A 24,737-nucleotide genomic window follows, 5' to 3' on the forward strand; every position below is an offset into this window, starting at 1 on the left:
CGTCCGGACGTGTCCACGGCATCACGCCCCGTCCGCTGGGGGCGGCGGCTGGTACCGGTGGCCGTGGCGGCCGCCGTGCTCGTCGCCAGCGTAAGCGAGCCGAGCGGCGGGCCGCCGGCGCCGCCGGTACTCGGGGTGTCGGCCGACAAACTGCTCCACGGCGCCGCGTACGCGACGCTGGCGGCCGCGGTGGCGCTCGGCCTCGCGACGCCGCGAGGTGACGGGACGCCGGCCGGGCCGGTGCCCCCGTCCGGTCCGACGCGTCGCCGGGTCGTCGGCCTGGCTATCGGTGTGGCCGCCGTATACGGGGTGGTGATGGAGGGACTCCAGGGGCCGCTGCCGTACCGCACGTTCGACCTGCTGGATGCCGTGGCCAACGCGGTCGGGGCGGCTATCGGCGCTGGCGCCTGGACCGTGGGTGCGACGCTCCGGGACCGGGTGTCGTGATTCGCCGCCACGACCGCCTTCACGGCCCACCTGGCGGGTCCGGGGGATCTCGGCTCGGCGACGAGCGTCGCCTCCGGGCGGTCGAGAAGCCGGGTGGCGACGGCGTCGACGACGGGATCAAGCGCGGCCGCGGACCGCTCCAGTCGGCCGACGACGGTGGGGGTCCACGCCGGGGTGGAGCGACTCACGGCCCGGGAGCGTCGTCCCGGTCACATCGATGTCGGTGACGGCCCCCGGACCGCCTCGGGTGACACCCGGGATGTGGCGCCCGAGGGTAGCACGCACGGCCGCCCCCGCCTCGCATCGTTCGTTGACATACGCCATGGGGCTCTTCCGGGCGGGCCACACCGACGCCGACCCGACACCGCTTTCCGCCCGCATCAGCAACCGTCCGTATGAGCACGGAGGAGCCGAGCCCGGAGGTGTACGAGTCCGGCCGGGGGATGGACGCGCACAACGCGGCGATGCGCGAGATCCGGTCGCGTCGCGACGAGACCTACGACCCCCGCGAGCCGACCCGGGTCTGGCTCGACGAGGACAACACGCCCGACGGGACCCGCCGGTCGCTGACCATCATCCTCAACACGGGCGGCTGCCGGTGGGCCCGCGCCGGCGGCTGCACGATGTGTGGCTACGTCGCCGAGTCCGTCGAGGGCGGCAGCGTGAGCCACGAGGACCTGATGACCCAGGTCGAGAAGTGCCTCGACCACGAGGCCGACGACGCGGACGACCCCGCGCCCCTGGTCAAGATCTACACCTCGGGCTCGTTCCTCGACGAGCGGGAGGTGCCCGCCGAGACCCGCGCCGCCATCGGCGAGACGTTCGGCGACCGCGAGCGTATCGTCGTCGAGTCGCTACCCGATTTCGTCGACGCCGACAAGCTCGCGGACTTCACGGGCCAGGGACTCGCGACGGACGTCGCCGTCGGCCTGGAGACCGCGACCGACCGGGTGCGACATGACTGCGTCAACAAGTACTTCGATTTCGCCGACTTCGAGGCCGCCTGTGCCGAGGCCCGCGCGGCCGACGCCGGCGTGAAGGCGTACCTCCTCATGAAGCCGCCCTTCCTCTCGGAACCCGAGGCCGTCGCGGACATGAAGTCGTCCGTCCGGCGTTGTGCCGCCGTCGAGGGCTGTCACACCGTCTCGATGAACCCCTGTAACGTCCAGCGCTACACGATGGTCGAGGACCTCTTCCACGACGGGGGCTACCGGGCGCCCTGGCTCTGGTCGGTCGCGGATGTCCTCGAATCGACGACGGACACCGACGCCATCGTCGTCTCGGACCCGGTCGGCCACGGCTCCGACCGCGGCGCCCACAACTGCGGCGACTGCGACGACGACGTCCAGACCGCCATCAAGGACTTCGACCTCCGGCAGGACCCCTCGGTCTTCGAGCAGGTGTCCTGCGACTGCGAACTCACCTGGGAGGCCGTGATGGAGCGAGAGACGAGCTACGGCATGCCGCTGGCACGGTAGTGACACCGTAGCGGTTCGCGGTCAGCCCGGCTTGGAGGAGGGGTGGAGTGTTCCGGACGGTCCCGGCGAACCGAGCGCCCGCTACGTGAACTTCCGGATGACGTCGAAGGCCCGGTCACGGAGTCGGTCGGGGAGAAAGCGGAGTTTGACCAGCAGGTCCGCGAACCCGCCGACGACGTAGCGTGGCTCCGGGTCCGGCGAGACGCCGGCCGCCAGGATGACCCGGGCGACCTCCGTCGGGGACACGGCGACCGGCGAGTCGGCGCCGAACAGCGAGGCGTCCTCCTGGAACGCGTAGATATCGGCGTAGGCGTCCGTCCGGTCGTACTGCTCCAGCTCCTCGCCGACCCGCTCGCGGAACTCGGTCTGTACCGGCCCGGGCTGGACGACGCTCACGTCGACCCCGTGGGGGGCGACCTCGTTGCGGAGAGCGTCGCTGTACCCCTCCATCGCGAACTTGGAGGCGGAGTAGGCGCCCATCCCGGGCGAGGCCAGCCGGCCCGCGACCGAGGAGACGTTGACGATGGTCCCGTCCTCGCGTTCGCGCATGTGCGGGAGCACCCCCCGGACCAGCCGGTGGGGGCCGAACAGGTTGACGTCGAACTGCCGCTGCAGCAGGTCGTCGGGCACGTCCTCTATGGGGCCGTGCTGGCCGTAGCCGGCGTTGTTGACGAGGCAGTCGACGCGGCCGTCCCGCTCGACGATGCGGTCGACGACGCGCTCGATGTCGTCCGGGTCGGTCACGTCCAGCGTGTTGATATCACAGCCCGCCTCGCCCAGCCGCTCGATGTCCGCCGTGTCGCGTGCGGTGGCGTACACCCGCCAGTCGTCCTCGAGGAAGGCGTAGGCGGTCGCCCGCCCGATACCGGAGGAACAGCCCGTGATGAGGACCGTCTTCGTGTCGGCCATGTCCGCGGCTCGGAGCCGGCACACTTAGCGGTGGCCGTTTCCGTCTTCGGCCGGAGCGCCCGCCTCGGCGCTACTCGAGCGCTTTCAGGTTGTGGACGGGGTCCAGCCGCTCGACCACGTCGGCGGTCGGGGCCAGCGCCCGCTCGATGGCCGCGGCGGGCTTGTACGCCCCCGGCGCCTCGTCAAGCGTGTCGTCGACGACGGACTCGGAGTAGACGCCGTCCATCGCGGCCTCGAACTCGGCCATGGAGAGCCGCTCGTGGGCGTCGCGCCGCCCCATCCGTCGGCCGGCACCATGGGGGGCCGTCGAGAGCCACGCCTCGTTGCCCGTTCCGCGGGCGATGACGGCCCCCTCGGCCATGTTGAACGGGACGAGCAGGCGCTGGTCCTCACGGGCGGGGGTGGCCCCCTTCCGGACGGTGAGGTCGCGGAAGTCGATGTAGTTGTGGACGGACTGCCAGGTCTCGACCGGGTCGACGCCGAGCGCGTCACAGACCGCCCCGATCATCAGCTCGCGGTTCCAGCGGGCGTACTGCTGGGCGAACAGCATGTCGACGTAGTAGCCGTGGGCCTCGCGCCCGACCAGCGGGTCCAACGCGGTGTTGCGCCCCTCGTCGCCGGTCGGCGGCCGGAGGTCCCCCAGCCGGTCGAAGGTGCGCTCGATGGTCGTCCCCTCGCACTCCTCGCGGACGCGGTCCTTGTGGATGTGTGACTCGCCCATCCCGCCGGTGACCCAGCGGAACAGGTCGGCGTCGCTCACGGCCTCGGGGTCGAACTTCAGGAAGCGCGCATCGTCCGGCCGGAGCCGCTCCCGGATGCGGTCGGCGTTCCGGTACTCCGTGGCGCGGCCCTGCCAGAACTCGGCGACGGCCTTGCCGAGGTAGCGCGACCCGCTGTGGACGACCAGATAGCGGTCGCCCGACTCGCGCCCGCGGCAGAACTCGATGAAGTGATTACCGCCGCCCAGCGTGCCGGCCGACTGGATGACGTAGCTCAACCCCTGGCGCTGGTCGGCGAGGACGCGCTCACAGAGCCGCTTGAAGTAGTCGCCGTCGTAGCCGTCGAAGTCGAACCGAGGGTCGACGGGCTCGCCGAACCGCTCGCGGTGGGCCGCGTCGAAGGCCGCGAGCCGCTCGTTCGCCCGGTCGAACGGGAACGCCTCTATCAGGTGGACCGCGTCGTCGTGGTCGTGCACCGACCGCCCCATCGGGACGGCCTCGCGGACCCGGCGCTCGCGCTCGGCGTCGGCCAGCGGGAGCTCCGGACCCAGGTTCGCGACCGCCATGCCGCAGTTGTGGACGAATACGCCGGCACTCAGTGCGAAGTTGTGATACTGTGGGACGTTGAGACAGTACACGTCCTCGCGGTGGTCGATCTGACGAACGGCTGTAACCTCGTGATTTTCGCCAGCAACACGGGTGAAATGCTCTTTATCTTCGGTATACTGGTCAGAGTGGGTGTGTCGCTGGTGCTGGAACGTCCCTACCCTTCCCTTGATTATACGTCCGCAGAACCCACACTCGAACTGGTCCGGCTCGCTGGCAGCGTCGTACTCCTCGGGATGTTCGTTCGACTTGTGATTGTGGAGGCCGATATAGGATTTCACCGACTCACTGCAGAACTCACATTCGTACCGCTGATTGGCTCGCTCTCTGGCCTTCTCGCGTGCCTCCTCGGATTTGTTCCGCTCGATGAGGTGCTCCTTGCCGTGCTGGCCGTTGTCGCTGACCTTCTCATACCACTCGTCGGGGTTCTCCTCCATGTAGGAGACGATGTTCTCTCGGCCGACCTCTGCCATCCGCTTCTGAGCTTCCTCCGTCTGTGCCCGCTGTTTGATGGCTTGAATCCGCTTCCGTTCGAACTCCTCCGATTGCCAGTGTTCTCCGGAAGCGAGTTCCCTGTGCAGTCTAGCGTGGTCGGAATCACTTAGGAACCGCAGGTTCTCCGGGCGGTTATCTGACTTCTCGAAATTCTCGTGGTGAATCACTGTGCGCTCGTCACCGAACGAAGGGATCTCACCCATGAGTCCGGAGCGAGCGACTATCCAGTGAACTCGCTGTGAGGATTGCCCATCCTTGTTCTGGTTCACCATAGTGTAGCCGTCGTCGGTCTCATACTGATACAGCGGCATGAGCGAGTCACCGGATGAGAGCTTACGCGCCTCACGATAGGTCCCATCGCGAAGCATGAACTCGTGGTCGGGAGTACACCTGATTGGCTCCCCGTTATCGAGTTCGACCTCTAATAACGGTGCATCCTTCCGGGTCTGGTGGGCTGTGGCCTCGGCACACACTATTTCGCCATCCGGTTTGCATGAGAACACAACGAAGCTGTCATTCCGGTCCGCGAGTTCGTCCAATCGGTGGTCCTCGCCATCGGCGAGCGGAACCTCGGTATCCCCCGTGAAGCAGCCGATGTCGACCCCGATGACGTTCGGGACGACCTGCTCGGGCAGCGGCATGGTGAACCCGACAGGGGCACCCATCCCCCAGTGGCCGTCCGGCATCACCCGGACGGGCTCGGTGAACGCCGGGTGGTCGACGAACTCCCGGACCTGTTCGAGCAGTCCCTCGCCGACGAGCGACTCGTCCTCGACCATGATTCGGGCTGTCGTGTGCTCCCCGACCAGTTCGATGGGCATCACCCACCCCTCGGCGACGCGCGTGATTGAACCTGTCGTCGTCTCTCGCACGGGGGCCGTGGGGGGCGGAGGGCCGGCTCCGGACGCCCGCCGCCAGGCGACCTCGGTATCCGCGTCCCCGTCGATGTCCGGATACGACCACAGTCGAACACCGGTGGCGGGACTGGACCCCACCGAGGGCGAGGTGACCGTGCGGAACCCGGTCGGCGGCGAGTGGCGCGATCCGTTCGAAGGGTGCCAGCCCGTCGTCGACCCGGCGGCGGGCGCGGAGTAGTCGCTGGCGGTCGGGCCACGGGGCCGTTTCCTGGATATATCCCCGATTGCGCCGGTACTCCGGAAGCCCATCCGCAGTACGGCGAATATCCGCACGGATGTCACTGTCGGCGCGATACTGTCGAAAGATCCGGAGTGTCGAACCGAGCCCCGTTAGCTCGAGATGACGTCGTCGATGCGGACGATCATCGTCGCGGCCTCGGTGGCGGACTCGACGGCCTCACGCTTGACGGCGGCGGGGTCGAGGATACCGTACTCGACGGGGTCGTCGATGTGGCCGGTCTGGCCCTCGGAGATGATGCCGGCGACGCCGGTCTCGTCGTGGAGCGAGCGGAGCTCCACCAGCGCGTCGATGGGGTCGAGTCCGGTGTTCTCCGCGAGCGTGCGCGGGACGATGTCGACCGCGTCGGCGAACGCCTCGACGGCGAGCTGGCGCCGACCCTCGATGCCGGCCGACCCCGAGCGGATGTGGTCGGCGATGGCGATCTCGGAGGCGCCGGCGCCGGGGACCACGCCGCCGGCGTCGAGCGCGGCGGTCGCCACGTCAAGCGCGTCGTTGAGCGCGCGCTCCAGCTCGTCGGCGACGTGCTCGGTCCCGCCGCGGGCGAGGACGGTGACGGCCTCGGCTGCTCGGCCACCCTCGACGAAGACGAGGTCCTCGTCGGCGAACCGCTCGACGCGGACGGCCTCGGCGGCGCCGAAGTCGTCCTCGTCGAGGTCGTCGATGGAGCCCAGCGTCCGGGCGCCCGTCGCGCGGGCGATGGAGCCGGCGTCGTCGTCGGAGAGCGAGTCGAAGGCGAGGACGCCGAGCTCGGCGAGGTAGGAGGCGACGGTGTCCTCGACGTCACCGGTGACGAAGGCGACGTCGATGCCGGCCTCGCTGACCGTCCCGGCGTAGCCCCGGAGCTCGGCCTGCTCGGCCTCGATGGCCTCGTTCAGCTGGTCGACGTCGGTGATGTCGTACTCGGCGTCGATGTTGGCCTCGCTGATCTCCAGGTCCAGGTCGAGGACGGCGACCGTCGCGTCCGTGAACGAGCGGGGCATGTCCTCGTGGAGCGGCTCCTCCTCGGCGATGACGCCCTCGACGAGCTCCGTCGCCGACGAGGAGGCGCCGGTCTGGGTCCGGACGGTGACGTTGTCGCGGCTGACGCCGTCCCCGTCCTCGACCGCGCGGACCGCGCCGACGACCGTCTCGGCCAGCGCCTCGGCGTCGACGTCACCGGTGCCCTTGCCGGTCATCGAGGACTCCGTGACCTTCCGGAGCAGGTCGTCGTCGAGCTCCTCGTCCAGGGTCATCTCCTCGACGGCCTCCAGCGCGAGCGCACTGGCCTCGTGGTAGCCCTCGACGATGGTCGTCGGGTGGACGTCGTCCTCGAGGAGGTCCTCAGCCTGTGCGAGGAGCCGGCCCGCGAGCACGGAGGCGGTCGTGGTGCCGTCACCGACCTCCTCCTCCTGGGTCTCGGCGACCTCGACGATCATCTGTGCGGCGGGGTGTTCGATGTCCATCTCCTCGAGGATGGTCGCCCCGTCGTTCGTGATGACGACGTCGCCGTCGTCGCTCACGAGCATCTTGTCCATGCCGCGCGGGCCGAGTGTCGTGCGTACGGATTCCGCGATGGCCTTGCCGGCCTGGATGTTCGAGGACTGTGCGTCCTCGCCACGGGTCCGCTCGGAGTCCTCGGCGAGGATGAACATCGGCTGGCCGCCCATGCGCTGCTGTTGTGCCATAGCTGTCTGGAAGTCAGTCAGCGGTTCTATATAAATGTTTCCGAACGTGACGACGAAACCCCGCGACGGCGCCCTCGTCAACCGTTCGCAGGGCCCCGGCTTGTCGGTTAAATCCGGGCGGATACGTCCATCGACGGGGCCGCGTCGGCGCCGAGGCGGTCGGGTCCGGCCCGCGACGGCGGCCGGCGTCGGGGGGCTGCGGCCCTTTCCAAAGCGTTTTCTCCGGCGCGCGGGGACGACCGGGTATGGATGGAGGCGGCGGTTCGAGCGATATGACCCTGGCGTTCGAGTTGGCAGCCCTGAAGCGGCTGGTCGAGCCGGACGCTGTCTTCTCGGACGCGCGCACGTGGAGCAAGTACGTCGGTGTGGTCTCCGAGGAGCCGACCTACGTGGTGACGAACTTCACCCGGAAGAACCGCATCCGGCAGGACTTCTTCTCCGGCCCCCGCGGCCGCGAGGAGTCGCTGGAGAACGTCAGACGCCAGTTCGACACCGACCGACACGTCTTCGTCGGGACGAACGAGGCCGACGCCGCGCTCGCCGAGCAGGTCGACTGGGAGTACCTCCCCGTCGAGCAGGCCGCCGAGGCCGCCGACTGGACGCTCGGCGAGGCCGACGCCGAGGCGGCGACGGCTGACGACGAGGACGAGCGTGACGACTGGCCCTGACGCGCCCGGCACCGACCCGGCGGACGACGCCGGTCCGGACGCCACGGAGCACCCGACCGACACCGCCCCCGGGCCACCCGGCGGTCCGCCGGGCGGGGCGACGTCCGAGGAACTGCGCGTTGGCGCCGCCCTGGGCGGCGCGGCCAGCCGACTGGTCCGGCCGGTGGGCGCGGCGCTGCTGGCAGCGTACCTGTTCGTCGGCTTCGCCGGTACCGTCGCCACCACCAGCCTGTTCGCCGCCGTGGTGCCGCGAATCCGGGCGGTCGTCCTCGCCAACTCCGCGGCGACCGCCGCGGACCTCCCGCCGGCCGACCCGTCACCGCTGGCGGTCGGGCTCGAACCGACCACAGCGGTCGGGCTGGTCCTCGTGACCGCCCTGCTGGCCGAGACGGTCCACGTGGTCGCGGTCCGGGTCTTCGTCGGCGACGCCCGCTCGCTCCCCGACAGGGCCCTGGCGGACCTGCGCGCCCGGGCGCTGGTCTCCTATATCGCCAACTCGCTGGCCCTCATCGCGGTGTTCGCCGGGCTGTTCGCCCTCGTCCTTCCCGGGGTCTTCCTCGCGGTCGCGTTCTACCTGGTCCGGGCCGTGGTCGCCGTCGAGGGGGCGGGCGTGGTGCCGGCGCTCCGGCGGTCCTGGCGGCTCGTCGCCGGTCACCGCCTCCGCGTGCTGACGGTCCTGCTGCTCGTGGTGCTGCTCCGACAGCTCCCGACGCTCCCGGGGAGTGTGGTCGCCGAGACCCCGCTCCCCGGCGCGGTCGGCGCGTCGCTGGGAGTCGTTCTCGGCGCCGTCGTGACGGCGTTCGCCACCGCCGTCGCCGCCCGTGTCTACGTCCAGCTCGCGGGCATGGAGGCCGCCGCGCGCGAGACCGGAGACACCGACGAGGCCGCGGGTGGGGAGGCAGCCGCGGACGAGGCCGCGGAGGAGCCACTCGGCGCGCTCTCGCCGGAGGAGATCGACGAACAGTTCGGCGGCCGCTGAGGACGCCGGCCGCTCGCGCCCGTCCGTGCGCGAGGCGGGATAAACGCCACGACCGGGGGAGTGAGCACAAGACATATCGCTGCGGCCGTCCGGCGTTGTGGTATACAGCCACTATCATGAACGAGGTTCAACTGGAGGTGGCGAAGGCGTACCCGAACGACTCGGGCCGCGGCATCGCCCGCCTGGATCCCGACACCCTGTTGCATCTGAAGCTGAGCCCCGGCGACATCATCGAGATCGAGGGGTCCGACCGCACGGCCGCGAAGGTCTGGCGTGCCGACCGGCAGGACTGGAACACGGACACCGTCCGCATCGACGGGTTCACCCGGCAGAACGCCGACGTCGGCATCGGCGAACGCGTCGAGATACGCAAGGCCGAGGCGACCAAGGCCGACCGGCTCGTGCTGGCGCCGCCGGAGGAGGCGAGCGTCCAGTTCGGCTCCGACGCCGCCGGCATGGTCAAGCGCCAGATCCTCAAGCGCCCGGTGGTCGAGCACGACATCGTCCCGGTGATGTCCAGCACCAATCATCCGTTCATGCGGTCCCCTGGACAGGCCATCCCGCTCATCGCCGTCGAGACGGACCCCGAGGGCGTCGTACTCGTCACGGAGGACACGGAGGTCGAACTCCGCGAGGAGCCCATCTCCGGCTTCGAGAAGACCGGCGGCGGCATCACCTACGAGGACATCGGCGGGCTGAGCAACGAGATCCAGCGCGTCCGGGAGATGGTGGAGCTCCCGATGAAACACCCCCAGATATTCAAGAAACTCGGCATCGAGCCGCCACAGGGGGTGTTGCTCCACGGGCCGCCCGGCACCGGGAAGACGCTACTGGCCAAGGCCGTCGCCAACGAGACCTCCGCCAGCTTCTTCTCCATCGCCGGCCCGGAGATCATCTCGAAATACTACGGCGAGTCCGAACAGCAGCTGCGCGAGATCTTCGAGGACGCCACCGAGGAGTCCCCCTCCATCATCTTCATCGACGAGCTGGACTCCATCGCGCCCAAGCGCGAGGACGTCACCGGCGAGGTCGAGCGGCGGGTCGTCGCCCAGCTGCTGACGATGATGGACGGCCTCGAATCGCGGGGCCAGGTCATCGTCATCGCGGCGACGAACCGCGTCGACTCCGTCGACCCCGCGCTCCGGCGCCCGGGCCGGTTCGACCGCGAGATCGAGATCGGCGTCCCGGACGAGACCGGCCGCAAGGAGATCCTGCAGATCCACACCCGCGGGATGCCCCTGTCGGACGACGTCTCGCTGGACCACATGGCCGACGAGACCCACGGCTTCGTCGGCGCCGACATCGAGAGCCTGACCAAGGAGGCCGCGATGAAGGCCCTGCGGCGCTACCTCCCCGAGATCGACCTCGACGAGGAGGACATCCCGCCGAGCCTCATCGACCGGATGATCATCAAGCGCGACGACTTCCGCGGCGCGCTGAACGAGGTCTCCCCGTCGGCGATGCGGGAGGTGCTCGTCGAACTCCCGAAGATCAGCTGGGACGACGTGGGCGGCCTGAACGAGGCCAAGGGCCAGGTCCAGGAGTCCATCGAGTGGCCGATGACCCAGCGCGGGAAGTTCGAGCGCATGGGTATCGAGCCCCCGACCGGCGTGCTCCTCTACGGCCCGCCCGGCACCGGCAAGACGCTGATGGCCAAGGCCGTCGCCAACGAGACCAACGCCAACTTCATCTCGGTTCGGGGCCCGCAGCTCCTCTCGAAGTGGGTCGGCGAGTCCGAGAAGGCCATCCGGCAGACGTTCCGGAAGGCCCGCCAGGTCGCGCCGACGGTCATCTTCTTCGACGAGCTGGACTCGCTGGCCCCCGGCCGGGGCGGCGACGTCGGCTCGAACGTCTCCGAGCGCGTCGTCAACCAGCTGCTGACCGAACTCGACGGGCTGGAGGAGATGGGCGACGTCATGGTCATCGGCGCCACCAACCGTCCGGACATGATCGACCCCGCGCTCATCCGCTCGGGCCGGTTCGACCGGCTCACCTACATCGGCGAGCCCGAGGTCGAGGGCCGCGAGCAGATCTTCCGCATCCACACGGAGGAGACGCCGCTCTCGCCAGACGTCTCGCTCCGGGAGCTCGCCGAGCTGACCGAGGGCTACGTCGGCTCGGACATCGAGTCCATCGCCCGTGAGGCCGCCATCGAGGCGCTCCGGGAGAGCGACGACGCCGAACTCGTCGAGATGCGCCACTTCCGCCAGGCGCTCGACTCCGTCCGCCCGACGATCAACGAGGACATCCGCGACTACTACGAGCGCATCGAGGAGGACTTCCAGGGCAGCGGCGCCGAACCCGGCCCCCGCCAGGGTGGCGGGCGCATCGGGTTCCAGTAGAGCTTTTTTGACGCCTCGGGGTTCCTCGCGGCGTGCTGCGCGCGCCGCTGCGGTACCCACTCACCGCAAAAAACGTTCAGAAAAACGTCGCTGGCTCGCTTCGCTCGCCAGCGGTGTCCCCGAAAATCGGCGATTTTCGGGATGACGAGGCGACGAGGTCGCCTCGAACCGAAACGCGCGCCGGGGGCGCGCGTACGCAGGACGAATTCCTGGTCCTCCGGCTTGTCTCGAATAACGATCGGATCAGCCGCTGCATCTCATGTTATTTCAGGAAAGCGCGGAACGTTGGACGGTATCGTGCATACCGCGCGAGCGAAGCGAGCGCGGTTTCCACCGGCACGAGGGCGCGAAGCGCCCGAGTGCCGGCGTTTTTTCTGAACGTTTTTTGCGGTGAGTGGTGCCCGCAGGCGGCCGAAGGCCGCCGAGGACACCCGAACCGTCAAAAAAGCTCCTCTACTCCAGGATCTCCCCGACCGCGAAGTTCGACTTGACCTCGGTGATCTCGACCTTGACGCGCTCGCCGACCTCTGCGCCGGGGACGATGATGACGTAGCCGCGCTCGACGCGGGCGATACCGTCGCCCTGCTTGCCCAGGTCCTCGACCTCGACGTAGCGGATCTCCCCGCGCTCGACGGGGGGCTGGGGTTCGTCGGGGGCGGTCGAGGGCTCGGTATCGGTCTCGACCTCGGTATCCTCCTCGTCGCCGGTCCGGATGAGTGCGACCCGGTAGGTATCGTCGGCCTCGACGGCGCCCGTGTCGACCTCGCGGCGGGGAACCTCGACGACGAACCGGTCGGCCTCGGCCTCGACATCCGCGTTGAACAGACAGAGCAGTTTGTCGGAGATCTCCATGCGAGTTCTGTCGGGAACTGTCAGCGGACGCGTCTTGAACTTACCGCCGTCGGTCCGGCGCCACTGACGTCGCTGTACCGGGATAGTCGGGCCCGTGGGGAATCCGTGGCCGTCCGAACGGCGGGCGGGATGGGCATAAGCCCACAAACCTACCAGTACCGTACGTATCTCCGATATCTCCGCTACGTTCGACCGGTAGTCGTCGGGAGACGGCCTCATCCCTCGAACTGCCCGTCGGGCCGTTTGGCCCCCTCGGAGTCGTGGACGACCACGCCCTCGGCGTCGGTCGGCTCGTACTCGTCCCGGACGGCGATGGCCTCCTCCAGTTCCCTGACCGCTCGCTCCTTCAGCGCGGCCGCCAGCGCCTCGGCGTCGGCCCGGGAGATGTCCCGGCCGAGGCCCTCGCACTCGTGGGCCCGGACGGCGCCCTCGCGGTCGACCGCCGCGCCCATCGGCTGGGCGAGGCCGGTGTCGTCGCCGTCCAGCACGACGCTGAACGGATAGGTCCGGCAGATGAGGGGGCGCGAGCCGTGGACGCCGCAGGCGCCGGTGCCGTCGGGGGCCTCCTCGTAGAAGCTGCAGTCCCCACAGGCATCGGTCGCGAGCGCCCACTCGAACGTCTCACCTTCGGGGCCGTCGGGGCCCTCCCGGAGGCCGTACGGCATCGGCCGGGCCACGTCGCGCCAGTCGTACTCACGGTCGAACGCGTCGTTCTCGGCGGTCGCGGCCTGGAGCTCCCGGACCTCGTCCGGGAACACCGTCGCCGTGTGCGGCTCGCGCTCGCCGTCGCCGTCCGCCGCGTCGCGCTCCCCGTCCGCGCTCTCGCACGTCTCGGCCTTGCAGCAGGCGCCACAACGGGTGCAGTCGAACCCGATGGTCTCGATGGCGTCCGCCAGGTCGTCGGGGTCGAGATCGCGGGCGGCGGCGAGGTCGGCTTCGAGCGACTGCACGGGCACCCGTCGGGGCGCCACGCGCAAAAGCCGTGCGTGTCGGGCGCCCTCGGCCGAACCCGAACCCGTTTCCCCCTGCCCGCCGAGCGACCGCGTATGACCGACCTCACCGTCGACCTCGGGAACGCGCTCGCCGCCGAGGCACGACCCGGCGTCAGCGAGGGCGCGCTCGACCGCCTCGACGACCGCGTCGCGCGGGCCCACGAGACCATCACGGCGGGGATGGCCGCCGACGGGTTCGGCTACGCCAGTCTGGGCCTGCCCGAGCGGACCGACCCCGGCGCCATCGAGGCCGCCGTCGCCGACCTCGACGCCGACCACGTCCTCACCGTCGGCATCGGCGGGTCCGCGCTCGGCGCGGCCACCGTCTCGGCCGCGCTCGGCCTCGCCGACCGGCACCACACGCTCGACAACGTCGACCCGGTGGAGACGCGCCGGCTGCTCGACGCGCTGCCGCTCGACCGGACCACCGTCAACGTCGTCTCCCGGTCGGGCACGACCGCGGAGACGCTGGCGAACTTCCTCGTCGTCCGCGAGGCGATGGACGAGGCGGGCGTCGACTGGACCGAGCGGACCGTCGTCACGACCGGCGCCGAGGGGCCGCTGCGGACGGCCGCGACCGAGCAGGGCCTCCCCGCGCTTTCGGTCCCCGAGGGCGTGCCGGGGCGGTTCTCGGCGCTTTCGGCGGTCGGGCTCGTCCCGGCGGCGGTGCTTGGCGGCGACATCGAGGGCGTCGTGCGGGGCGGCGCGGCGGGTCGCGAGGCGCTACTCGCTGGGGGCTCGCTGTTCGACTACCCGGGCTACGCCTACGGTGCCGTCGCGTACGCGCTGGAGCAGCGGGGGGCGACGGTGACGGCGATGCTGCCGTACGCCGAGTCCCTGGAGCCGTTCGCGGAGTGGTTCGCACAGCTATGGGCCGAGTCTCTCGGCAAGGACGGGCTCGGACAGACCCCCGCTCGGGCGCTGGGGGCGACCGACCAGCACTCGCAGCTCCAGCTCTACCGGGGCGGCCGTCACGACAAACTGGTCACGCTGGTCCGGCCGCGCGAGCGGGCCGACATGGCCGTTCCGGCCACCGACGTCGAGGGGATGTCGTACCTCGGCGACGCGACGCTCGGCGAGCTGCTGGACGCCGAGTTCGAGGCGACGGAGGCGTCGCTGGCCGCCGCGGACCAGCCCAACATCCGGGTCGAGCTGCCCCGCGTCGACGGCCCCGGCATCGGTCGGCTCCTGTATGAGATGGAGGCGGCCTGCGTTCTCGCGGGCGAGCTGCTGGGCGTCGAGACGTTCGCCCAGCCCGCCGTGGAGTGGGGCAAGCGGGCGGCCCGTGGCCTGCTCGGCGGCGGCGAGTTCCCCGAGGCCGAGGCCGTTGCCGAGAAGACGACCCGTGTCGTCGGCGGCGAGTAGCGAGCGGGGCCGGCGGTGACGCCGCCGGCCCACACGAGTGAGAAAGAGGTATTCGGCCCGGGGCTGAACGGGAGTCATGGACGAACTGACCGGACTGAGCGGCGCCAGCACGGAGGCGCGCCTCCGGAGCGTCGGCGCCGGCATCGGGCTCACCGTCGCCGGCTTCGTCACCGCGCTGGTGGTGCTGTTGCTCGGCGTTCAGGTCCTCGCCGCCGTCGGCATCCCCGTGCAGGAGCGACCGGTGCTCGCCATCGGGCTCGCCATCGTCCTCCAGGGGCTCGGCTTCGGCATCGCGGTCGCCGTCTACATGGCCCTCACGAGGGACTTCGACCTGCTGCGGTACCGGCTCCCGACACTGCGTGACCTCGGCTGGGCGGTCGGCGGGCTCATCGCACTGTTCGTCGGCTACGCCGCCATCGCGGCCGTCGTCTCCCAGCTCGGCCTCGACACGGCACAGAACAGCATCGTCGAGCAGGGGCGACAGAACCCGGAGCTCGTGCTCTATCTCATCCCGCTGGCCATCCTCGTCGTCGGGCCGAGCGAGGAGCTGCTCTTCCGGGGGGCCATCCAGGGCGTCCTCCGGCGGGCCTACGCCCCGGTCCCGGCCATCGTTATCGCGTCGGCCCTGTTCGGCGTCGCCCACGTGTTCGCCCTCTCGGGCTCGGGGACGGGCGTCATCGTCTACATCGCCGTCACCTTCGTGCTGGGCTGCATCCTCGGGTACGTCTACGAGCGGACGTCGAACCTGGTCGTCCCGGCGCTCATCCACGGCGTCTACAACGCCATCCTGTTCTCGATGCTGTACGTCCAGGTCAGCGGCGGCGTCTGAGCCGCCGACCGCCCCGCCCCTCGGTTCCGGTGCCCGTTCGTCGAGGTCTGGCACCGGTTCGACCGGGCCTCCCCGTCTGACACTCCAGCAAGATTTATGCTGTATGGTTTGTATCCCAGAGCTACTGTGGGACGTAAAAAAGCGGTGGCGCTCGAGGGCTGCGGGGCCAGCGAGCGACGCGGACACGGTGGCGTGACGGCGGGGACGGTGGGCGCGTGGTGGGACGGAGTGGGGGCCGGCCGGGACGTCCGGGCGGGGCCATCGGTCGGAGGCCGGGACGCACGATGAGCACCCTCTCCGAACCCGACGTCGAGTCACTGAGTCGGGTGCGGCCGGACGGGTCGGTGCTCGTCGCGGCGCTGGGGCTCGTGTTCGTCCTCTCGGGCACCGTCTTCTGGTCCCAGTCGCTCCTGCCGGCGGCCGGGACGGTTCCCGCCGCGCTGTACGAGCTGGTGATGCACGTCCTGTTCGGGGGCGTCATCCTCACGTCGGGCATCCACATCGAGCGCAGCGAGCTGGTCCCCGAGGAGCGCCGGGAGGTCGTCCTCTGGTGTTTCTCGGCGTTCATGCTGTTCTTCTGGCTCGCCGTCTGGTCGGAGCTCGATGCGGTGCTCTCGGCCACGCTCACCCGGGAGCTGGTGAGCAACGTCGTCGTCTTCGGGAGCATCGGGGGCGCGTTCGGCGCCTTCATCGGCGTCAACCGCGGCCGGGCCGCCCGGAACGAGACCCTCGCCGAGCGGACGGAGGACCAGCGCGAGACGCTGGAGCTGCTGACGCGGCTCCTCCGGCACGACATCCGGAACGACATGCAGGCCATCAACGGCCACGCGGGGTTCCTGGCTGACGAGATAAGCGAGGAGGGCGAGTCGTCGCTGGCGGTCATCGAGCGGCGGAGTGACGCCGTCCTCCGGCTGCTGGAGGACACCTCGACCTTGCTGGAGACGCTCGGCTCGGACCGGGAACTCCGGCCCGTCTCGCTCTCGCGGGTCGTCGAGCAGGAGGCGGCGGGCGTCCGCGACGGCCACCCGGAGGCCGCCATCGAGACGGACATCCCGGACGGCGTCCGGGTGGTCGCGGACGGGCTGCTCCATCAGCTGTTCCGCAACCTCCTCTCGAACGCGGTGGCGCACAACGACCCGGAGGACCTCACCGTCCGGGTGGTGGCGCGACGGCGTAACGGCGCGGTCGACGTCACGGTCAGCGACGACGGGACGGGCATCCCGAAGGAGGTCCGCGAGCGCTGCTTCGAACTCGGCGAGAAGGGGCCCGCCAGCAGCGGCGACGGGCTGGGGCTCTACCTCGTCTCCCGGCTGACCGATGTCTACGGCGGCAGCATCGAGGTCGGGGACGCGCCGGGCGGCGGCGCCCGGTTCGAGATCACGCTCCCCGCGTCGAGCTGACTCAGGAGGGGTTCTTGCGGGCGAGGTCGGCACCGCAGACGCCGCAGCGCTCCCGGTGGTCGTCGTACTCGCGGCCACAGCCCTGGCACTGGTAGGTCCAGTTCCGCCGCTCGTCGATGCCGTCCTGGGAGATCGTCTCGACGTCGATCTCGAGGGCGTCGGCGGTGTTCTGCATGGCGTAGTCGTCCGTGACGAGCGTCGCGTCGAGCTCCAGCGCCGCGGCCAGCAGCCGCGTGTCCGTCCGGGAGAGCTCGGTCGCGTCGCCGGTGGTCCCGGCGGCCCGGTCGACCCGCTCGACGGTCTCCTCGTCGGGGACGTGGATTCGCATCCCGCTGCCTTCCAGCGCGTCGAACCGGTAGCCGGAGGCGTCGTCCTCGAGTTCCTCGCGGACGGACGGGATGGTCGCGGTGTCGTCGTCGGTGTGGTAGTCGCCGATGAAGGCTGATGCGTCGAGGACTCGCACTGTTCGCGCGTTGGACCGGCGCGATTTCATCCTGTCGGGTTCGACCGGACCCCCGGGACGCGTCGCTCCGGGGCCGGCGAGCGGGGAGAAGACGGGCGACTCAGGCGTACCGTTCCAGCTCCGGCCGGTCGAGCGACTCAAGCAGCTCGGTGGCAACCTCGTCGAGCAGGGCGCGGCCCTCGCCGGTGACGGCGCGGCCGGCGCTGCCCTCCTGGTGGATGTACCCGGCTTCCTCCAGCTGCTGGAGGGCGGTCCGGACGATCTTGCCGGAGGCGTCCGTCTTCCCCTCCGGGCGGACGCGGTAACGCGTCGAGCCCTGCTTGGAGCCGCCGTAGGCGGTGCGGAGGCGCTGGACGCCGACGGGGCCGTCGACGGCCACCTTCCGGAAGACGCTCGCGACGCGTCGGGGCCAGAAGTCCTCCTGCTCCGGCGGGAGCTCGCGGCCCACGCCGGTCTTCGTGATGGCCGCCCAGTCCGGCTCGTCGAACGTCTCGTCCTCGGCGAGTCGCTCCGCGAGAGCCTCGATGAGGTCCTCGGTCGGGACGTCGTAGAGTGTCGCCATTACCACTCTCTTCCCGGTGCCGAGGTTTAACGCTGGCGTTATCTCGGTTCCGACGCCTCAGCCGGCACGGCGCGTCAGCAGCCCGTCGGCGCTCAGCGCGGTCGCGGTGCCGCCGCCGATGAGCAGGGGGAGGACGTATGTCGCCATCCGGTGGACGAGGACCGCGGCGGCGGCCGCCCCGGCCGGGCTGCCAAAGGCCACCAGCAGCGCGACGAGGACCGCCTCCACCCCGCCGAGCCCGCCCGGCAGGGGCGTGATGCCCGCGATGGCGCCGACGGGAACCGCCACCAGCACCACCCCGAAGCCGACGGGCGAGCCGATGGCCAGCAGCGAGAGGTAGAGCGAAACCGCCTGGCAGAGCCAGCCGAGCGCCGAGAAGCCGAGCGCGAGCGCGAGCTGCTCCCGGTCGCCCGCGACCCGCTCGATGGCGCTGAAGAACCCCTCGATGCTCGCCCCGATGGTGTCGGGGTCGAGCGGGTCCCGCCCGGGAACGAGGCGGTCGATACCGCGGACGACCGGCGTGAGTGCGCCGACGACCCGTCGCTCGAGCGCGTAGCGGTTCTGCCAGGCGACGTAGCCGGCGACCGGGATGCCGAGCGCCAGCAGCCCGACGGCGACGGAGGCGACCCGGAGCCGTCGGCCGAACGCGATCTCGGTCGAGAAGTAGGCCAGCCCGAGCCCCGCCAGCGTGGTCGAGGGGATGAAGTTGAGCGAGTCGACGCTGGCGATGGCCGCGAGCCCGTTCTCGTACTCCGTGTCCGCGACCCGGGAGACGAACAGGGCGGCGACGGGCTCGCCGCCGGCCTGCCCGAACGGCGTGACGTTGTTGGCGAAGGTCGCGGCGGCGAACACGAGCACCGCGACGGGGGCCGACAGCGTCAGCCCCAGCACCCCGAGCACCGTCCGGAGCGACAGCCCCCAGGCGGTGAGCCAGGCCAGCGCGGCGACGGCCACGCCCACCAGAAGTCGCGCGTCGGCGCGGCCCAGCGCGTCCGTGACGCGTCCGACCCCCACGAGGGAGAGGAGCACCCCGAGGACGACCAGCGCCCCCAGGAATCCGACGGCAGTCGCACGCAGGTCGATATCCATCGCGGGGAGGTCCGTGGGGCCGTCACGTCAATTCACCGGACGGCAGCCGCCGGGGGAGCCGGCACGGCGCTGGCCCGCCGTCACCACGTCCGGACGACCGCTCAGGCGTAGTGGCGCTCCAGGTAGGCCCGGATGTCGGTGCTCTCGTAGGTCGACTCGCCGCGGTCGCGGTCCACGAGCAGGGGGATCTGGTCCTGCCCGTACGCCTCGAGCTCCGCGTGACGGTCGCGGTCGGTGACGGTCCCGTCGGTGAACGGGGTACCGGCGGTCCGGGGGTTGTGCAGCGTGAGGCTGATGCCGTGACGGGTGCAGAACCGGCGGACGGCCGCGCAGTGGGGGCACCCCTCCGCCTGGTAGAGCACGAGCGCGCCGGCCGTGTCCGGACGGCCGCCGGGGTCAGCCCGGAGGCCGAGCGCACGGCGGACGGTGAGGCCGGTCATGAGCGCGACGACGGCCATCGCGGCGCCGCCCACCGGGAACAGGCTACCGGCGGTGAGCGTGGTGAGGTTGCCGGTCAGGGCGGCGACGGTGACGGTCGCGCCGACGAAGGCGAGCACCAGGACAGCGGCCTCTCGCAGGCGCTCGGGCCCGCCGAGCCGCTGGAGCGGAGTCGTCATGCGGACGGGCCTCGGCGCCCGGGGGCTTGAATCCCGCGAGTTCGCTGGCGCTCACCCCGCCCGCGTCGGCTCGAACACCCGCGTCGGGCCGTCGGTGACGACGCCGTGCTCGGCGTCGGGGACGGCCGCCGGGAGCTCCCCCTCGCGGTCCGCGTAGCGCGAGCGCAGGGCGGCGAGCAGGGCGTCCCGGACACAGGCCCGCGTCGCGGCACCGACGACAGTGGCGCTGCCGGCGAACGTCGCGGGGGCACCCGCAGGGTCGCAGCCGACCACGACGGCGTCGGACGTCGTCCCGGTGAACCCCGTCGTCGGGAGCAGTGTCGCGGTCTTCGCCTCGACGGCGGTCGCCAGCAGCTCGGCGCGGGTGCCCGGCGCGAGCGCCCGGTCGGTCGCGACGAGCAGGTTGACCGTCCCGAACGGCGGCGCGTCGCCGTCTGAACCGACGGCCTCCCGGCCCGGGGGCGCGTCGCCATCGACGGGGAGCGTCGCGGGGTTCGACAGCCCGCCGGTCGCGACGACGGTGACCGGGCCGCGGGCGGCGACCCGGGCGTGGCGCATCGACACGCCCGTCAGGAGCGTCGGTCCGGCGGCGTCGAACCCCGCCTCCGCCCGTCGCTCGCGGGCGTACGCGTCCAGGTCGGTCCGGTCGAACCCCTCCGGGACGGTGACGTTGTACGCCGCCCGCGCCCGGCGGTCGCCGCCGCGGCGCCCGGTGACGAGCCAGCCCCATTCGACCGGAGTCCGGACCCGGCAGACGCCCTCACGGACGGTCACCGTCACGTCCGCGCCGGCGTCCGCGGCAGCCTCAGACATCCAGCGCCTCCAGCAGCCGGTCGTTCGCCGCGGGCAGGCGGACCGCGACCCGGACGTGCCGGTCCAGGCCGCGGAAGGTGGTCGCGTCCCGGACGGCGATATCCGCGGCCGCCAGCCGGGCGACGAGCGCGTCGACGCTCCCGTCGGGGTCGTCGTCGCGCAGCCGGCAGCAGAGGAACGGGGCCGCCGACTCGCGGACGTCGAAACGGGTCGTCAGCCGCTCGTGCATGCGGTCGCGTTCGGCCGTGACGCGGTCGCGGGTCTCGCGGACGAACCCGTCGTCGCGCATCGCGTGGGCGCCGACGGCCGCGGCGGGCGTCCCGATCGCCCACGCCGGGACGGCCGTCCGGAGGCGGTCCAGCGCCCGGCCCGTGGCGACCGCGAACCCCGCCCGGAGGCCGGGGAGGCCGAACAGCTTGGTGAGCGAGCGCGCCGCGACGACGCCCGCCCGGCCCGCAAGCGACTCGCGGTCGGTGAACCCGAGGAAGGCCTCGTCGGCCAGCAGGAGGGTGTCGGCGTCCCGGCAGCGGCGAGCGAACGCCCGGAGCGCCGCTGGGTCGGGCGCGTAGCCCGTCGGGTTGTTCGGCACGCAGGCGACGGCGAGCGTGTGGCCCGTCGGGTCGGCGTCGACGAGCTCCTCGGGGGCGACGAGGACGGGGTCGCCGCCCTGGAGCCGGACCTCGCGGGCGTACTCGCCGAAGCTCGGCGCCGGGACGAGGACGCTGTCGCCGGGCTCGACGTGGGTGGCTATCGTCAGGCGGATGGCCTGAAGCCCGCCGCCCGTCGGGACGACCCGCTCGGGGTCGCAGTCGGCGTAGTCGGCCGCGGCCGCCCGGAACTCCGGGTAGCCGCGCGGCGGGTACGACCGGGCCGCGTCGAGCGCCCCCTCGTAGACGGCGCGCGTCCCCGGCGGCGTGCGGGGGTTGATGTTGGCGCTGAAATCCAGCACGTCGGGGTCGTCGCTGGAGCCGTGCGGGACGCGGTCGGTCCGGTCGACGCCGTCGGGGTTCACCGGGCACCCCCCGCCAGCCGCTCGGCGACCGCCACGTCCGCGAGCCGATTCACGTTCACCGCCAGTCGGGCGTCGTAGGTCACGTACAGTCGCTCGTCGTGCTCGGGGGCCGTGTCGGTTTCGTCCGACTCCCCGGCCACGGCGCCGACGACGTTCACCCCCGTCGGCGCCAGCTCCCGCCCCTCGTGGACCCGGGTGGTGTCGGCCGACACCCCGAGGACCCGCTTCAGTGCGGTCGGGACGCAGACCGTCAGCGACGGGGGCGGGCCCCCCGGCTCCGGGTCGAGCGCGGCGAAGTGAGCCCCGACCGTGTCGACGGCGTCGGCCGCCAGCAGCGGCAGGTCCGCGGCGACCGTCAGGACCGGCGTCGTCACGCGGGCCGCGTGCAGCGCCCGCCCGAGGTCCGCGACGTACCCCTCGCCCGGCGCCGCGACGGTGGACTCGTGATCCCGGGCCGTCTCCGCGACGTGGCGCGCCGTCCGGGGAGCCTGTGGCGACGTGACGAGGTGAACGCGGTCGACCGTCTCGGCGGTTGATAGTGCCTCGCGAACCCGGTCCAGCATGGGGCGACCGGCGACCTCGTGGAGGGGTTTCTCCGCCTCCGTGTCGAGGCGGGTGCCGCGACCGCCGCACATGATCAGTGCGTCCATCCTCGTATCTTAGTCGTTCTGCGTGTTATCGCGGGTTCCCGCGGACAGTTCCCGATGTTCTTCGCCTATGACGCCATTATCTTCGCCGAGGGGCTCACAACGGCGATACCGACGCCCCGCGTTCGTCGTCCCCTGGGGGGATGCAGGAGTGCCACCGGCCGGGGGTATCGTTCCGTTCACGCCAGCACCCATGCGACGGCGCCGGCGTTGAGCGCCACCAGCCGCGCCAGCTCGTTGGCCGCGCCGAACACGTCACCGTTGACGCCGCCCAGTCGCGCCCGCGCCCAGCGCACCACCGCCAGCGCGGTGGCCAGGGCCGACAGCAGCGCCACGGGGGCGGCCGGCGAGAGCCCGGTCAGCGCGGCGGCCGGGAGCGAGACGACGGCGGGACCGACCAGCAGCGTGGGCGTCGCACGGCCGGTGAACGCGGCGCCGAAACCGTCCGTGATGGAGCTGCCCAGACAGGCGACGGTCGCCATCCCGAGTTTGGCGCCGACCTCGGCGGCGACGACGAGGCCGGCGGCCCGGAGCGGCGCCGCCAGCGGCCCGCCGAGGAGCGGGTCCGCAGGCGGCCCGCGGGCGACGGCCAGCAGGCCCAGCGCAGTGCCGGCCAGGCCGATGCCGACGGCGGCCAGCGCCCCGACGCCGGTGGTGGTGTCCTTCAGCACCTCGCGCCGGCGCGCAACGGTGTGGACGGCGGCCGCGTCGCCACAGTCGGCCAGCCCGTCGAGATGGTTGATCCCGGTGACGAGGTAGAGCGTGGCCAGCGTCGCGGCCGCGGCGACCGGCGCGGGCGCCCCGACGGCAGTGAACACGAGCAGCGGGAGCGCCACGAGGGTGCCGACCACGTAGCCGGCGACCGGGAACGCGAGCGGCATCCCCTGGAAGGCGACCCACGCGCGGCCGTCGTGCGAGACGGGGAGCCGCGTGAGAAAGCCCAGTGCCCCGCGGACCGCCTGCCGGAGCCGGAGCGGGGTCGGGGGCATCAGCGGTCACCTCCGACGCGCTCCGCCAGCCGCGCCAGGCCGGCGGCGCCGACCCACGCCAGCCAGCCGGCGCGGGCGACCAGTCGGACCCCACGGCGCGCGGTGGTCGCGTCCGGGAGGCGGTCGCCGCCCGGGAGCCGGTAGACGCCCGGCTTGGCCAGTCGGGTCCGGAGCGCGGCCGCGAGGGTCCCCATCGGCCAGCCGGAGTTCGGCGACGGGACGTCGTCCAGCCAGTCGCGAGCGCGCCGCGGCGCGTCCACGTCGCCCGCGGCGAGCGCGAGCAGGCCGGCGCTGGCGCGGGCGGGCAGCCAGGCGACGGCGTCGTCCAGCCGGGCGCTGGCGGTGCCGTGGCGCTTGTCAGGGTAGCCCAGCATCGAGTCGAGCGTGTTCACCGCCTTCACCCAGGCGGCGCCCGCGGCGGCCGCGGGCAGCGAGACGAGCGCCCCCACGCAGAAGCCGGCCAGCGGCGCGACCAGCCCGTCGGCCAGGTTCTCGGCGGCGGACTCGACGGCCGCGCTCCGCACCTCGCCCGCGGACAGGGCAGCCGCGTCGCGCCCGGCCAGTGCGAGGAGGCCATCGCGGGCGGCCTCGAGGTCGCGCTCGCTCGTCGTCACGACCGCGTCGGCCGTCCCGACGAGCAGCCGGTGGCTGGTCGCCGTGAACAGCGCCAGCGCCGCGGCGAGGACGCCGAGCCGGCGGTCCCGGCCGTCCGCGAGCGCCACGAGGCCGCCGACGACCGTCGCCGCCAGCGCGGGCAGCAGCGCCGCGACCGCCGCCCCCGCGGCCAGTGGCCGCGACCACACCCGGTCGAACGGCGCGACCAGCCGACCGAACAGTGCGACGGGATGCGGGTCCGGCGGCTCCTCGACCAGCCGGTCCAGCAGGGCCGCGAGCAGCACCGCCACCGCCGTCCGGCGGCTCACGGCCCCACCCCGTCGGGGTCGTCGGCCCCATCGCCGTGCGCGTCGAGCCACGCCGGGACCGCCGGGAGCGGCGTCTCGGTGACGTCGACGAACCGGCCGCCCACGGCCTCGATACCCCCGTCCGTCTCCGGGTCGTCGCCGACGTGGACCAGGTCGGCGACCGCGACGTCGAGCCGGCGGGCGAGCGCCGCGAACGCCCGCTCGTCCGGCTTCCGCCAGCCACAGCCCACGCTCGTCACGACCGCGTCGAAGGCGTCGGCGAGGTCCGCCCGGATGAGCGTCCGCCGGGCGAGTTCGGGCGCGCTCGTGTTCGAGCAGACGCCGACGGGACCCCGCTCCCGGGCCGCCGCGATGGCCGTTTCGGCCCCCTCGCGCCGCTCCACGTCCGGGTCGAACGCCGCGACCACCGCCCGGCGGGCGGCGTTCTCCGGGGCCTCCACCCCCCGACTCGCGAGCGCCGCGGCTACGTGCGCCGGGAGCGGCACCTCCGCGCCCGCCGGTGCGTCGATGTGGGGCTCCCGGAACGCCTCTCCCCAGTCTGCCGGGACCGCCACGCCGCGCTCGCGGAGCGCCGCGGCGACCGCCCGCCCAGGGTCCGCGGGCCGGTCGGCCCGCACCAGTGTGCCGAACAGGTCGAACGAGACTGCCACGGCGAACAGGGGGCCCGCTCGAACTTGAATCCGACCCCGAGTGCCCCCGTTGGCGTGGCCCGCAATATC

23 protein-coding genes and 2 pseudogenes are annotated in these 24,737 nt (G+C 71.9%); 9 read left to right on the top strand and 16 right to left on the bottom strand.

All coding sequences use genetic code 11. From position 1 onward, the window contains the following. Window positions 1-9 precede the first annotated feature (9 nt). Window positions 10-447 (top strand): VanZ family protein, encoded by a 438-nt coding sequence (locus tag DP107_RS15955; protein ID WP_144263132.1) that lies wholly within the window; start codon window positions 10-12, stop codon window positions 445-447. A 395-nt stretch (window positions 448-842) separates the two neighbouring features. After that, entirely contained in the window at window positions 843-1,925 is a 1,083-nt protein-coding gene (locus DP107_RS15960; RefSeq protein WP_144263133.1) for an archaeosine biosynthesis radical SAM protein RaSEA, read from the top strand. Between the two features lie 81 nt (window positions 1,926-2,006). On the opposite strand, the gene DP107_RS15965 is transcribed toward DP107_RS15960, so the two are convergent. From DP107_RS15965 to DP107_RS21285, 3 genes and pseudogenes are all read right to left on the bottom strand, one after another. Then, the gene (locus DP107_RS15965; protein WP_144263134.1) at window positions 2,007-2,834 is read right to left on the bottom strand and encodes an SDR family oxidoreductase; all 828 of its coding nucleotides are present in this window, start codon (window positions 2,832-2,834) and stop codon (window positions 2,007-2,009) included. A gap of 70 nt (window positions 2,835-2,904) precedes the next feature. Further along, a pseudogene (locus tag DP107_RS21280) lies at window positions 2,905-4,125 on the bottom strand (RtcB family protein); the annotation flags it as partial. Between the two features lie 6 nt (window positions 4,126-4,131). Further along, a pseudogene (locus tag DP107_RS21285) lies at window positions 4,132-5,475 on the bottom strand (RtcB family protein); the annotation flags it as partial. A 124-nt stretch (window positions 5,476-5,599) separates the two neighbouring features. Here DP107_RS21285 and DP107_RS20240 point away from each other — a divergent pair. Next, a complete protein-coding gene (locus tag DP107_RS20240; protein ID WP_185977352.1) occupies window positions 5,600-5,749 on the top strand; it encodes a hypothetical protein in 150 nt (49 codons plus the stop codon). 152 nt (window positions 5,750-5,901) lie between these two features. On the opposite strand, the gene thsA is transcribed toward DP107_RS20240, so the two are convergent. After that, window positions 5,902-7,458: a thermosome subunit alpha gene (thsA, locus tag DP107_RS15975; RefSeq protein WP_185977355.1), complete on the bottom strand. Its 1,557-nt coding sequence runs from the start codon at window positions 7,456-7,458 to the stop codon at window positions 5,902-5,904. Between the two features lie 263 nt (window positions 7,459-7,721). Between thsA and DP107_RS15980 the strand changes: the two genes are divergently transcribed. From DP107_RS15980 to DP107_RS15990, 3 genes are all read left to right on the top strand, one after another. Beyond that, window positions 7,722-8,144, top strand: a complete 423-nt coding sequence (locus DP107_RS15980) for a DUF7124 domain-containing protein (protein ID WP_144263136.1) — start codon at window positions 7,722-7,724, stop codon at window positions 8,142-8,144. Then, the gene (locus tag DP107_RS15985; RefSeq protein ID WP_144263137.1) at window positions 8,128-9,123 is read left to right on the top strand and encodes a hypothetical protein; all 996 of its coding nucleotides are present in this window, start codon (window positions 8,128-8,130) and stop codon (window positions 9,121-9,123) included. Before DP107_RS15980 ends, DP107_RS15985 begins: the two co-directional genes overlap by 17 nt. A gap of 116 nt (window positions 9,124-9,239) precedes the next feature. Next, window positions 9,240-11,465, top strand: coding sequence for a CDC48 family AAA ATPase (locus DP107_RS15990; protein ID WP_144263138.1), 2,226 nt, complete (start codon window positions 9,240-9,242; stop codon window positions 11,463-11,465). 453 nt (window positions 11,466-11,918) lie between these two features. Here DP107_RS15990 and DP107_RS15995 read toward each other — a convergent pair whose 3' ends face one another. After that, on the bottom strand, window positions 11,919-12,317 hold the full coding sequence (locus DP107_RS15995; RefSeq protein WP_144263139.1) for a TRAM domain-containing protein: 399 nt from the start codon (window positions 12,315-12,317) through the stop codon (window positions 11,919-11,921). Window positions 12,318-12,532: 215 nt separating this feature from the next. Beyond that, a complete protein-coding gene (locus DP107_RS16000; RefSeq protein ID WP_144263140.1) occupies window positions 12,533-13,267 on the bottom strand; it encodes a YkgJ family cysteine cluster protein in 735 nt (244 codons plus the stop codon). Window positions 13,268-13,363: 96 nt separating this feature from the next. Here DP107_RS16000 and DP107_RS16005 point away from each other — a divergent pair, with 96 nt between their 5' ends. The 3 genes from DP107_RS16005 to DP107_RS16015 all read left to right on the top strand — a co-directional run bounded on the left by DP107_RS16005 (window position 13,364) and on the right by DP107_RS16015 (window position 16,903). Beyond that, on the top strand, window positions 13,364-14,674 hold the full coding sequence (locus DP107_RS16005) for a glucose-6-phosphate isomerase (protein ID WP_144263141.1): 1,311 nt from the start codon (window positions 13,364-13,366) through the stop codon (window positions 14,672-14,674). 76 nt (window positions 14,675-14,750) lie between these two features. Next, the gene (locus DP107_RS16010; RefSeq protein ID WP_144263142.1) at window positions 14,751-15,503 is read left to right on the top strand and encodes a CPBP family intramembrane glutamic endopeptidase; all 753 of its coding nucleotides are present in this window, start codon (window positions 14,751-14,753) and stop codon (window positions 15,501-15,503) included. A gap of 284 nt (window positions 15,504-15,787) precedes the next feature. Then, window positions 15,788-16,903 (top strand): sensor histidine kinase, encoded by a 1,116-nt coding sequence (locus tag DP107_RS16015; protein WP_144263143.1) that lies wholly within the window; start codon window positions 15,788-15,790, stop codon window positions 16,901-16,903. 1 nt (window position 16,904) lies between these two features. On the opposite strand, the gene DP107_RS16020 is transcribed toward DP107_RS16015, so the two are convergent. From DP107_RS16020 to DP107_RS16065, 10 genes are all read right to left on the bottom strand, one after another. Further along, complete coding sequence (locus DP107_RS16020; RefSeq protein ID WP_144263144.1) at window positions 16,905-17,366, bottom strand: NOB1 family endonuclease; 462 nt, start codon at window positions 17,364-17,366, stop codon at window positions 16,905-16,907. Between the two features lie 100 nt (window positions 17,367-17,466). Then, on the bottom strand, window positions 17,467-17,928 hold the full coding sequence (locus DP107_RS16025; RefSeq protein ID WP_144263145.1) for a 30S ribosomal protein S19e: 462 nt from the start codon (window positions 17,926-17,928) through the stop codon (window positions 17,467-17,469). Between the two features lie 57 nt (window positions 17,929-17,985). Next, complete coding sequence (locus DP107_RS16030) at window positions 17,986-19,017, bottom strand: lysylphosphatidylglycerol synthase transmembrane domain-containing protein (protein WP_144263146.1); 1,032 nt, start codon at window positions 19,015-19,017, stop codon at window positions 17,986-17,988. 101 nt (window positions 19,018-19,118) lie between these two features. Next, entirely contained in the window at window positions 19,119-19,634 is a 516-nt protein-coding gene (locus DP107_RS16035; RefSeq protein ID WP_238330907.1) for a glutathione S-transferase N-terminal domain-containing protein, read from the bottom strand. Window positions 19,635-19,685: 51 nt separating this feature from the next. Next, the gene (locus DP107_RS16040) at window positions 19,686-20,447 is read right to left on the bottom strand and encodes an adenosylcobinamide amidohydrolase (protein ID WP_144263147.1); all 762 of its coding nucleotides are present in this window, start codon (window positions 20,445-20,447) and stop codon (window positions 19,686-19,688) included. Further along, window positions 20,440-21,459 (bottom strand): aminotransferase class I/II-fold pyridoxal phosphate-dependent enzyme, encoded by a 1,020-nt coding sequence (locus DP107_RS16045; protein ID WP_144263148.1) that lies wholly within the window; start codon window positions 21,457-21,459, stop codon window positions 20,440-20,442. The genes DP107_RS16040 and DP107_RS16045 overlap by 8 nt, the downstream gene beginning before the upstream one ends. Next, complete coding sequence (locus tag DP107_RS16050; RefSeq protein ID WP_144263149.1) at window positions 21,456-22,109, bottom strand: NTP transferase domain-containing protein; 654 nt, start codon at window positions 22,107-22,109, stop codon at window positions 21,456-21,458. The genes DP107_RS16045 and DP107_RS16050 overlap by 4 nt, the downstream gene beginning before the upstream one ends. Before the next feature lie 176 nt (window positions 22,110-22,285). Beyond that, the gene (locus DP107_RS16055; protein WP_144263150.1) at window positions 22,286-23,095 is read right to left on the bottom strand and encodes an adenosylcobinamide-GDP ribazoletransferase; all 810 of its coding nucleotides are present in this window, start codon (window positions 23,093-23,095) and stop codon (window positions 22,286-22,288) included. Beyond that, window positions 23,095-24,018, bottom strand: coding sequence for a CobD/CbiB family cobalamin biosynthesis protein (locus tag DP107_RS16060; protein WP_238330908.1), 924 nt, complete (start codon window positions 24,016-24,018; stop codon window positions 23,095-23,097). The genes DP107_RS16055 and DP107_RS16060 overlap by 1 nt, the downstream gene beginning before the upstream one ends. After that, entirely contained in the window at window positions 24,015-24,668 is a 654-nt protein-coding gene (locus DP107_RS16065; RefSeq protein WP_144263151.1) for an HAD family hydrolase, read from the bottom strand. Before DP107_RS16065 ends, DP107_RS16060 begins: the two co-directional genes overlap by 4 nt. Between the last annotated feature and the right edge of the window lie 69 nt (window positions 24,669-24,737).

The sequence above is a fragment of the Haloglomus irregulare genome (assembly GCF_007421925.1).
Taxonomy (GTDB): domain Archaea; phylum Halobacteriota; class Halobacteria; order Halobacteriales; family Haloarculaceae; genus Haloglomus; species Haloglomus irregulare.

Coding starts and splice junctions, on each gene's coding strand:
- DP107_RS15960 (WP_144263133.1), top strand. CDS start 843: ATGAGCACGGAGGAGCCGAGCCCGGAGGTGTACGAGTCCGGCCGGGGG.
- DP107_RS15965 (WP_144263134.1), bottom strand. CDS start 2,834: ATGGCCGACACGAAGACGGTCCTCATCACGGGCTGTTCCTCCGGTATC.
- DP107_RS20240 (WP_185977352.1), top strand. CDS start 5,600: ATGTCCGGATACGACCACAGTCGAACACCGGTGGCGGGACTGGACCCC.
- thsA (WP_185977355.1), bottom strand. CDS start 7,458: ATGGGCGGCCAGCCGATGTTCATCCTCGCCGAGGACTCCGAGCGGACC.
- DP107_RS15980 (WP_144263136.1), top strand. CDS start 7,722: ATGGATGGAGGCGGCGGTTCGAGCGATATGACCCTGGCGTTCGAGTTG.
- DP107_RS15990 (WP_144263138.1), top strand. CDS start 9,240: ATGAACGAGGTTCAACTGGAGGTGGCGAAGGCGTACCCGAACGACTCG.
- DP107_RS15995 (WP_144263139.1), bottom strand. CDS start 12,317: ATGGAGATCTCCGACAAACTGCTCTGTCTGTTCAACGCGGATGTCGAG.
- DP107_RS16005 (WP_144263141.1), top strand. CDS start 13,364: ATGACCGACCTCACCGTCGACCTCGGGAACGCGCTCGCCGCCGAGGCA.
- DP107_RS16010 (WP_144263142.1), top strand. CDS start 14,751: ATGGACGAACTGACCGGACTGAGCGGCGCCAGCACGGAGGCGCGCCTC.
- DP107_RS16015 (WP_144263143.1), top strand. CDS start 15,788: ATGAGCACCCTCTCCGAACCCGACGTCGAGTCACTGAGTCGGGTGCGG.
- DP107_RS16025 (WP_144263145.1), bottom strand. CDS start 17,928: ATGGCGACACTCTACGACGTCCCGACCGAGGACCTCATCGAGGCTCTC.
- DP107_RS16030 (WP_144263146.1), bottom strand. CDS start 19,017: ATGGATATCGACCTGCGTGCGACTGCCGTCGGATTCCTGGGGGCGCTG.
- DP107_RS16035 (WP_238330907.1), bottom strand. CDS start 19,634: ATGACGACTCCGCTCCAGCGGCTCGGCGGGCCCGAGCGCCTGCGAGAG.
- DP107_RS16040 (WP_144263147.1), bottom strand. CDS start 20,447: ATGTCTGAGGCTGCCGCGGACGCCGGCGCGGACGTGACGGTGACCGTC.
- DP107_RS16050 (WP_144263149.1), bottom strand. CDS start 22,109: ATGGACGCACTGATCATGTGCGGCGGTCGCGGCACCCGCCTCGACACG.
- DP107_RS16055 (WP_144263150.1), bottom strand. CDS start 23,095: ATGCCCCCGACCCCGCTCCGGCTCCGGCAGGCGGTCCGCGGGGCACTG.